The sequence below is a fragment of the Streptomyces soli genome (assembly GCF_003999195.1).
Lineage (GTDB): Bacteria > Actinomycetota > Actinomycetes > Streptomycetales > Streptomycetaceae > Actinacidiphila > Actinacidiphila soli.
Genome location: NZ_RJVR01000044.1, coordinates 1 through 8,585, shown reverse-complemented (window position 1 = coordinate 8,585; position 8,585 = coordinate 1). Strand labels below are relative to the sequence as shown.

At 67.7% G+C, this 8,585-nt stretch carries 9 protein-coding genes; 6 read left to right on the top strand and 3 right to left on the bottom strand.

The features are described from left to right. The first annotated feature begins 390 nt into the window (after positions 1 to 390). The 4 genes from EFK10_RS02485 (at position 391) to EFK10_RS51835 (ending at position 3,147) form a co-directional block, all read left to right on the top strand. Positions 391 to 1,422: a hypothetical protein gene (locus EFK10_RS02485; protein WP_127354133.1), complete on the top strand. Its 1,032-nt coding sequence runs from the start codon at positions 391 to 393 to the stop codon at positions 1,420 to 1,422. 22 nt (positions 1,423 to 1,444) lie between these two features. Continuing rightward, positions 1,445 to 1,678, top strand: a complete 234-nt coding sequence (locus tag EFK10_RS02480) for a hypothetical protein (RefSeq protein WP_127354132.1) — start codon at positions 1,445 to 1,447, stop codon at positions 1,676 to 1,678. 945 nt (positions 1,679 to 2,623) lie between these two features. After that, a complete protein-coding gene (locus EFK10_RS02470) occupies positions 2,624 to 3,028 on the top strand; it encodes a hypothetical protein (RefSeq protein ID WP_127354131.1) in 405 nt (134 codons plus the stop codon). Beyond that, positions 3,025 to 3,147, top strand: coding sequence for a hypothetical protein (locus EFK10_RS51835; RefSeq protein WP_265737463.1), 123 nt, complete (start codon positions 3,025 to 3,027; stop codon positions 3,145 to 3,147). The genes EFK10_RS02470 and EFK10_RS51835 overlap by 4 nt, the downstream gene beginning before the upstream one ends. A gap of 819 nt (positions 3,148 to 3,966) precedes the next feature. On the opposite strand, the gene EFK10_RS02465 is transcribed toward EFK10_RS51835, so the two are convergent. From EFK10_RS02465 to EFK10_RS02455, 3 genes are all read right to left on the bottom strand, one after another. Continuing rightward, the gene (locus EFK10_RS02465) at positions 3,967 to 4,698 is read right to left on the bottom strand and encodes an HAD family hydrolase (protein ID WP_127354130.1); all 732 of its coding nucleotides are present in this window, start codon (positions 4,696 to 4,698) and stop codon (positions 3,967 to 3,969) included. Between the two features lie 67 nt (positions 4,699 to 4,765). Next, the gene (locus tag EFK10_RS02460; protein ID WP_127354129.1) at positions 4,766 to 5,881 is read right to left on the bottom strand and encodes a sensor histidine kinase; all 1,116 of its coding nucleotides are present in this window, start codon (positions 5,879 to 5,881) and stop codon (positions 4,766 to 4,768) included. Continuing rightward, positions 5,874 to 6,569 carry a response regulator transcription factor gene (locus EFK10_RS02455; RefSeq protein ID WP_127354128.1) on the bottom strand — a complete coding sequence of 232 codons (696 nt, stop codon included), beginning with the start codon at positions 6,567 to 6,569 and terminating at the stop codon, positions 5,874 to 5,876. Before EFK10_RS02455 ends, EFK10_RS02460 begins: the two co-directional genes overlap by 8 nt. A 53-nt stretch (positions 6,570 to 6,622) precedes the next feature. Between EFK10_RS02455 and EFK10_RS02450 the strand changes: the two genes are divergently transcribed. Further along, a complete protein-coding gene (locus EFK10_RS02450) occupies positions 6,623 to 7,180 on the top strand; it encodes a M15 family metallopeptidase (RefSeq protein ID WP_127354127.1) in 558 nt (185 codons plus the stop codon). A 23-nt stretch (positions 7,181 to 7,203) separates the two neighbouring features. Beyond that, positions 7,204 to 8,283, top strand: a complete 1,080-nt coding sequence (locus EFK10_RS02445; protein ID WP_127354126.1) for an endonuclease/exonuclease/phosphatase family protein — start codon at positions 7,204 to 7,206, stop codon at positions 8,281 to 8,283. The last annotated feature ends 302 nt before the right edge of the window (positions 8,284 to 8,585 follow it).

The window sequence follows — 8,585 nt, the reverse complement described above, 5'->3', positions numbered from 1 at the left end:
TCCACCTGACTCCCATGGAGCCAGACTGATCACTTGATCACGGAAGGGGTCACTTTTCATCGACCGAAAGGGGGTCACGGTTCACGGAACGACGACAGTTGGACCCGCACGCGCAGCGCCCGGCAGGGAAGCCGCTGCCCCGCCACTCCCTCTGCACACGCCATCGCTGGCCTGCATCATTCACCCGGATGGGCTAATCGGGATCACCGGGAGGCGCGCCGCCTATCCCCGGGAAGCCCGCCGTCACAGGGATCCGCCGGTTTTCGCCGAATGCGCTCGTTGCGCGAACCCGGTGTTGGTTCCCGCAGGATGGAGCAGGGGCGCCGGCCGCGAGGACGTGTCCGGCGGGCGCCCCCCTCATACCGCCCGACACTCTCAAGGGACCTTGCCATGACAGTGACGACGGATGTGCTCGTACCGGCGTTGGAGGACGTGCGCGGGGCCCATGCCGCGGTCGTCGACCGATTCTGGTCGGTCACTCCTGCCGGTGCGGAGCGCCACGTCGCCGATGTGCAGGACCACATCGCAGGTATCGACCGCCATGTGCGTGAACTGCGCCCTGGCCGCCCGCTGCGGGACACTGCCGAACTGGTCCGGATCGTCGCCGAAGGGGCCGTCCGCACGTGCGTGCTGCCGCTCCAGGTCGGGGCGATGATCGCTGACGGGATCCTGCGCGGTCCCCGGCGAGTCGACGAACGCCGGCTGCTGAAGGACGCCGAGGACGAGTACGCGATTGCGGCCCGGGCACTGGCTGCCTGCCGCGTCGGGCAGAGCATCGCCGAACAGGCCCACGACCAGGCCGCCGTCGACCTGCTGGCCTCACTGCGCCGCCAGGACGAGCAGCTGCTGGAAGCTCTGGAGGACAGCCTCGCCGAACATGCCCGGACGGTAGCGACGACCACCGGCGGCCGCCCGGCACCCACCGACGGCGGCGGGCTGGCCGGCGCCGCCGTGCGCGCGGTGCGCACCACCGTCGACCGGATCGGCAAGGCCGCCCGCAGCGGCGGACAACAGACCGGCCGCGCGACCGTCGGCGCGGTCCGCCGGGTGCCCGGCGGACCGCGGATGGCCGAGGAAGTCCGGGGCGCCGTCACCCGGGAGGAGGACCTGCCGGTTCCCGGCTACGGCCGGCTCCCCGTCACCGACATCGTCCAGCGGCTGCGCATGCTCTCCCAACGCGATCTGACCGTGGTCGAGGGTTACGAGCGCGCCCACGCCGACCGGCCCATGGTCCTGAACGCCATCGAGTATTTGCGCGGCGGCGAGCCGTGGGACGACTACGACGCCATGACCCCAGACCAGATCAACGGCCAACTGCAGGCCGCCAGTCCAGCCGTGGCCCGGCAGGTCGTGGAGTACGAACAGCGCCACCGGCGGCGCGAGGCGGTCATCACCGCCGCCAAGCAGCACACCACCACCTGAATGACACCAAGGAGGGACCGCCATGACCAGCAGCACCGAAACCGGCGAGGTCAGCGGCACCAAGGACAAGGACTACAACCTCATCTGGTACATCGACGCGTGCCTGAGCAACGCACTGCGCATGAAGACCTACGTCCAGGACGCGGAACGCGAGAACGACACCGAACTCGCGGAGCTGTTCCGCAAGGCACAGGCCGACAGCCGCAAAGGCGCGGAACTGGGCAAGCAGCTGCTCCGGAGCAGGCTGGGCGGCTGAGCGATGGGCGGATGTCGCCGGCGGGATCCCCGTTCCCGGACACCACCGTCGCCGACCCCCTTGGACCCGCTCATCAGAGAGTTCGACGACCTGTTCGGCCGTATCGGGAATCTGCTGGAATCCACGGTCGGCGGGACCCTGGCACCACTGGCCGAGGGGGCGTGGCTGCCGCTGGCCGATGTGTCCGAGACCGCTCACCGCAGCCGGCCATGTGCGCCGTCTGCGATCCCCGAGTCCGACCACATCGGCACAGTACCCGCACGTAGCTCTGCCCGAGGGCGGCGCACTCCCGGACAAGAACAGTCGCCGCCCTCGGCTCTCCGTATCCCGACACGACTGGTCAGGAGAAGCGGCGCCAGCTGTCGTCCACGAGGTTCATCCCGGGTGCGCCGAGAGGCCCGCAGGTTAGCGACCGCCTCCATCGACGCCGGGTCCAGCCGTAGCGCCTCCAGAAGCAGTGCATCGCGCATGCGATCGTTCGCTGGCCGCCCTGCGCCGCAAGCCCCGCAGCGCCACCCTGGAGGACATGGCGCCCATGCCGAGGCGTGGATTCCTCGTCGACGAGGATGACTGACCTGGGACTCTCCACTGCGGCGCTGAGCGCCTCGGTTCCCCCTGCGCTGACGGATACGCGAACTGGGCAGCACCTTCGGGGTGCCTACGCGAACTGGGCAGCACCTTCGGGGTGCCTCTGGTCCCTGCGTGGTCACCGCCCACCAGGCGATGCTCGGCCGTCCGCTCCAGGAGCAGCCAACCTGAGCGCCGAGAGGCGCCGCGCACTTCGGCCTCGGGCGAATACGGCACTGGTCCCTCACAGGAACGGTTGCTCAGACGCGGCCCCGTGCACCCACCACCATGTCCGCCGATGCGTAACAGTCCTGTCACCCTGGGTGCCCAACTCCAGTAGAGACCGATATGGTCAGGTACGCGATCTATGGGGGGAACATGCGTACTCGCACCATCGCGGCCATCCTGCTTACCGCCGCACTGGCGCTCACCGCATGCAGCACTAGCGACGACGACGCCAAGCCAGCGGCCAGCGCGAGCCCGATCGACTACACCGGCGAAGATATTGCCTTCGGGAAGACGTACACCTGGCCGGACGGCCTGAAGGTCACGGTGGCCGAGGCGCGGATTTTCACCGACTTCACCGCCGATGAGGGTGCGGCCGATCCGAAGAGCTACGAGTTCCGGGCGAAGCTGCGGTTCACCAATGGTGGCAAGGCGGCGGTCGACCTGAGTGACATCTCGACCATCGTCATGGGTGTCACCAATGACGTCGTTACAGCCGCGCCCAGCGCCTTCCACAACGGGGCCGCGCCGCTTGAGGGCGCCTCGCGCCCGGTGTGACCGCGACGAAGACCGCCGATGCTGTGATCGCCCGGAAGTACGGCCGGAAGATCTTCATCCTCGTCCAGCGGGCTAGTAGCACATTGTCACCCGAGTTCATCGGCAGCATCGTCGGATAGGCCCGGGCAAGCAGAATGGCCTCCCACCGCCGCGAGGCGGTGGGGGGCCAACTACTCATCTGGGATCAACTGGTAGATCACATGGGCACCCGGTTCGGCCGGCGTCGATGTTCACGAGAACGGGCAGCACCGAAGTGGCTCGGCAATGGGGCTCCCGGCAGCCGCCGCGCACGTGGGCCGCTGGGCCGCTGGGCGCAGCGAGCTGATGCGTGCTGCCTACCGAGAATCAGCGTCCGGCACCACCGCAACGGGCACACGGTGGTCCGACGCGCTCAGGTAGGGTGTCGCGACAGTTCAGAGGGGGAGTCGGACATGAAGTGGCAGGCACAGGAGGGCCTACAGGCGGTGGCAATATTGGGTTTGGTGGGGAGTTTCGTCATGGGATGCAGCGATTCCGTAACCGAGGATCGACCGGGCCGGCCCACAGTTTCTGCCTCGCCGTCGAATGAGTCCGTCTCGGCGAAGGCTCAGGCCGCTGAGAAGGTCAAGCTTGCCCTAGAGACGCGGATCTCGGCAGATGAGCAGCGGTTCGGATCTGGCACGCACTCTCCCTGTGGCAGATATGTCATGCATATGACATCATCGCCGAGTTGACACGACACGCACCACTAATTCATCGACAGGCCCGGTCAGAGCACTAGCGGCGGTTGCGCGGTCAGGACTTCTGGGTGCCGGGCGTTGGCGTTACGCAGTCTCGCGACGCTGAAACCTTCCCGGTCAGAGAGCTATACCGGTGGAGATCACTTATTCCTGGTTGCCGTATTCCTCCCCGATAGCCGCCCTGGTGAGGGTTCGGGCAGATGCGAATGAGCGTGCCGGTCAGGCGTTCGTGCGTGATAGGTGGTCAGGGAGGTCGGTGAGCCGTTCGATGCGGAGCACCGTCTCGTCTGCCGTCGGCGATGGTCCACCGGTGACGAAGTCGATGCCGCGGTCCAGCCAGATGCCGGTGAGCCCGGCGAGGGCGGCCGCGTTCACGTCGCTTTCCAGCATGTCGCCCACGTTGACCGCCTGCGCGGGGTCCGTCCGCATCCGCCGGCAGGCGGTGGCGTAGGCGACGGGCTTGGCCGCACCGAGCTCGGTCGGGGTCAGGACGGCCTCGAAGTACTCGAGGAGGCCGAAGCGGGCGAGCTTGGCGCGCTGCTGCTCGGGGTCCCCGTTGGTGAGAACAGCCAGACGCGGTCCTCGGGGAAGCAGTTTCAGGGTCTCCAGGCATGGCTGGACATCGGGATAGCACCGCCAGGACTCCTCGAACACGGTGAGGTAGCGCTCGGCGATCCAGGCGTCCAGAAGGCCGGGACATTCCGGAACCGGCTCTCCGAGCATCGGCAGGAAGGAACGGAGCCTGCGTCGATGGTGCTCAGCGAAGGAGCACTGACCGGCCAGGTACTCCCGCATGTGGCGCCCTTCCAGCCTCCACCACAACGTCACCAGCTCCTCCGGTGGAGCCGTCGCGTTCGGCGCGGCCTGGACGATCTGGCCGATCGCTTCCCAGACCGCGCTTCGATGATCGACCAGGGTGCCGTCCAGATCGAAGAAAACCACATCCGCCATAGGATGATCATCTCGTGGCGCTTGTCCCTGACGCCAGAGGGGTCGCAGCACCTTGGGGGTGCTCTCGTTACCTGTCGGAGTGCGGGTCTGTCGCGGGTAGTTCCACAGTGATGCGGATCCCGCCGGCGGAGCGCGGGGTGAGGGTGAGCGTTCCGTCGTGTGCCTGGGTGATGGTTTTGACGATTGCCAGGCCGAGGCCGACGCCTGCGAGGTCGGCGTGTATGCGCTCGGTGCCGCGCTGGAATGGCTCGGTGAGTGTCGAGACCAGCTGTGGGGTGAGCTTCTCGCCGGTGTTCTCGACAGTGAGCACCACACTGTTGGGGCGGACGCTGGTATTCACCCACACGATGCCCTGTTCAGGCAGGTTGTGGACGATCGCGTTCTGCACGAGGTTCATGGTCAGCTGCAGCAGGAGCGCGTGCGATCCGATCGTGGGGGTGATGTCGCCGCAGGTTTCGATGGTCACGCCATACTTTTCTGCCAGGGGGAGGAGTGTTTCGGTGGCTTCTTCCGCCATGAGGGACAGGTCGACGTGTTCTCGGGTGAAGGACCGCTGGTTGGCGCGGCTGAGCAGGAGCAATGCTTCAGTGAGGTCGATCGCCCGGGTGTTGACGGCGTGGAGGCGGTCGATGAGTTCGCCGGCGTCGTGGTTCGGATCGGCGCGGGCCACATCGAGAATTGCTTTCGCGACCGCGAGCGGGGTGCGCAACTCGTGCGAGGCGTTGGCTGCGAATCTCTGCTGTTCGGCGACGTGTGCTTCGAGCCGCTCGAGCATGCCGTCGAAGACGTCAGCGAGTTCGCGGAACTCATCCTTGCGGCCCGGTAGCCGGATCCGGTGGGAGAGCGATCCGGTCGAGGCCAGGCGGGTGGCGTCGGTGACGCGGGTCAGCGGGGCGAGCATCCGGCCGGCGAGCATCCACCCTCCCACGAGGCCGAGCACCAGCAGGAACGCCAACACTGCGGCTGCCCTCGGAGCGAAAACGTGCAGGAGGTTGGACCGGATGGGAAAAACCCCATTAGTGGTGGTGCCAGTGGAGCCGGGGACGATGAGCGCACGGTCGGGGACGTAACGCAGGAGGAACACCCACACCGCCGCGAACAGCAGGACGCCGGCAAACATGAGGAAACCGGCGTAGCTGAGGGTGAGTTTGAGGCGAACACTCAACCCAGGGGCTCTATCCACGGTCTCCTCCCTCACGTCCGGTGCCGGGTGCTGTGTCGATGCGGTAGCCGACGCCGGCCACGGTGGCGATCAGCCAGGGTTCGCCGAGGCGTTTGCGCAGCGCTGAGACCGTGATGCGCACGGCGTTGGTGAACGGATTGGCATTCTCATCCCACGCGCGTTCCAGGAGTTCTTCGGCGCTGACGACACCGCCTTCGGCGGCGACGAGGACTTCGAGCACGGCGAACTGTTTCCGGGTGAGCGCGACGTAGCGGCCGTCCCGGTAGACCTCTCTGCGGAACGGATCCAGACGCAGGCCTGCGATCTCTCGCACGGACGGTCTGCTGTGGGCGCGTCTGCGGTCGAGTGCTCTGAGCCGCATGACGAGCTCCCGGAGCTCGAACGGTTTGGTGAGGTAGTCGTCGGCGCCGAGCTCGAACCCGGTGGCCTTGTCGTCGAGCCGGTCGGCAGCAGTGAGCATGAGGATCGGCATGCCGCTGCCGGAGGCGACGATGCGTTTGGCGATCTCGTCACCGGACGGTCCGGGGATGTCGCGGTCGAGGACGGCGATGTCGTAGGCGGTGATGCTCAGCAGTTCCAGAGCGGTGTCGCCGTCACCTGCGATGTCGGCCGCGATCGCTTCCAGGCGGAGGCCATCGCGGATGGCTTCTGCCATATAGGGTTCGTCCTCGACGATCAACACGCGCATGCTCTTGATGCTACGAGCTGGCGCATATCGTCGGCGTATCGAAAATCCCATACGTGCCGACAACACCACGCTGCGTTGACTGGCGGCATGAACCACGGCCCGCCATCAGCGCGGACACGCCCTCGAAGTCCTCCTCGACCGCGGCACCGCATGCGTCTCGCAGTGAGCGCCGTGGTGCGCTCGGTGAGACGGACGGTGCCGTTCCCGCGATTCCGGCTGTGGCCAACCTCGATCCGGATCTGCTGAAGGCTCTCCGCCACGCTGCAACGGCTGCCGCGGACGACAACGTCACGTTCTACGTCAACAGCGGCTGGCGTTCCCCGGATTACCAGAATCAGCTTCTTCGCGAGGCGATCTTCACGTACGGGTCCGAAGACGAGGCCGCCCGATGGGTGGCCACCGCCGCGACGTCTCCTCACGTGAAAGGGGACGCGGTCGACATCGGGCACTCCGATGCGACGGCCTGGCTGGCCAAACACGGTGCCGAGTACGGGCTGTGCCAGATCTACCCCAACGAACCATGGCACTACGAACTGCGCCCCAAAGCGATCGACGACGGCTGCCCGAGTATGTATGCCAACCCCACCCAGGACCCGAGGATGCAGCAGTGACCGGCAGTGAGCGAGGACACACGATGACGCAGGTGGACACGGCGGAGACCGGGCAGGGCGGCGCCGGCCGCCGGGAGACCGACGCCGGGACCTGGCGCGCGCGCATCCGCCGGGCGATACGCGCCGCCTCCCGGCCGGGGCCCTGGAAGCGCGGCCTGGTGCTCGCGGCACTGGCGCTGCTGCTCGGGCTGCTCATGCTGCTGCACGCGAAGATTCCGAACCGGGGGATCGGGAACCTCGGCAGCCTGGTAGAGACCTTCCTGCCGTGGTTCGGCCTGTTCATCCCGGTGCTGCTGACCGGGGCGCTGTGGCGCCGCTCCGCCTCCGCGGTGGTCGCGCTGCTGCTGCCGGTCGTGGTGTGGCTGAACCTCTTCGGCGGGCTGCTCAGCGACAAGTCCCACCCGGGCGGCGACCTCACCGTGGCCGAGCAAAACGTCAACGCCAACAACCCCGACCCGGCCGGCACCGCACGCGACCTGGCCGCCTCCGGCGCGGAAGTGCTGGCCCTGGTGGAGCTGACCCCGCAGGCCACGGGCACGTACGAGAAGGGCCTGGCAGAGGCGTACCCGTACCACACGGTGCAGGGCACGGTCGGGCTGTGGAGCAAGCTGCCGCTGTCGGACACCCAGCCGATCGACATCATGGACTACGGGCCGCTGGCGGACACCAAGCCGGTCGACAAAAAGATGGCCTCGAACCGGGCGCTGCGCGCCACGGTGGCCACGGACCACGGGCCGCTGGCGGTCTATGTGGCACACCTGGGGTCCATACGGGTGATGCCCAGGGGAGGCTTTTGGACGGCCTCGCGGGACAGAGGCGTGCAGGCGCTCGGCAAGGCCATCGCCGCCGATCCGAGTGAGCGGGTGGTGCTGCTTGGCGACCTGAACGGCACCATGGACGACCGCGCGTTCGCCGACATCACCTCACAGATGCACTCGGCCCAGGACGCCGCCGGGGACGGCTTCGGCTTCACCTGGCCGGCGAAGTTCCCGGTGTTGCGGATCGACCAGATCCTGGTCCGCGGCGTGGAGCCGAAGAGTTCGTGGGTGCTGCCGGCCACCGGCAGCGACCACCTGCCGGTGGCGGCCGGAATCAGCTGGTGAACACCGCGCGAAGCCGCAGGATCCGTCCCGCGCCTCCCGCAGGATCTGCTGTCGCAGATCAAGGCGCGTCCCGGCAACGTCAGCCCGAACTCGCCGCTGGACGAGATCGCCGAAGTCCCGGAACCCGCAGACCACGCGCAGTCCAGGCCGCTGTCCGCAGGACCCCGACCTGCCAGACCGCAGTCGCGCCGCCGGTGGCCGCGCGCGCGGGCGGGTTGAGCCGGCGGTAGTGCGTCGCCCGTGAGCGGCCGGTGAGCCGGCAGGCGGCCGTCGTGCTCAACTCCCGTTCCAAGCACGGGAAC

Excerpts from the sequence above, each read along its gene's own strand:
- EFK10_RS02485 (WP_127354133.1), top strand. The coding sequence starts at position 391 with ATGACAGTGACGACGGATGTGCTCGTACCGGCGTTGGAGGACGTGCGC.
- EFK10_RS02480 (WP_127354132.1), top strand. The coding sequence starts at position 1,445 with ATGACCAGCAGCACCGAAACCGGCGAGGTCAGCGGCACCAAGGACAAG.
- EFK10_RS02470 (WP_127354131.1), top strand. The coding sequence starts at position 2,624 with ATGCGTACTCGCACCATCGCGGCCATCCTGCTTACCGCCGCACTGGCG.
- EFK10_RS02465 (WP_127354130.1), bottom strand. The coding sequence starts at position 4,698 with ATGGCGGATGTGGTTTTCTTCGATCTGGACGGCACCCTGGTCGATCAT.
- EFK10_RS02455 (WP_127354128.1), bottom strand. The coding sequence starts at position 6,569 with ATGCGCGTGTTGATCGTCGAGGACGAACCCTATATGGCAGAAGCCATC.
- EFK10_RS02445 (WP_127354126.1), top strand. The coding sequence starts at position 7,204 with ATGACGCAGGTGGACACGGCGGAGACCGGGCAGGGCGGCGCCGGCCGC.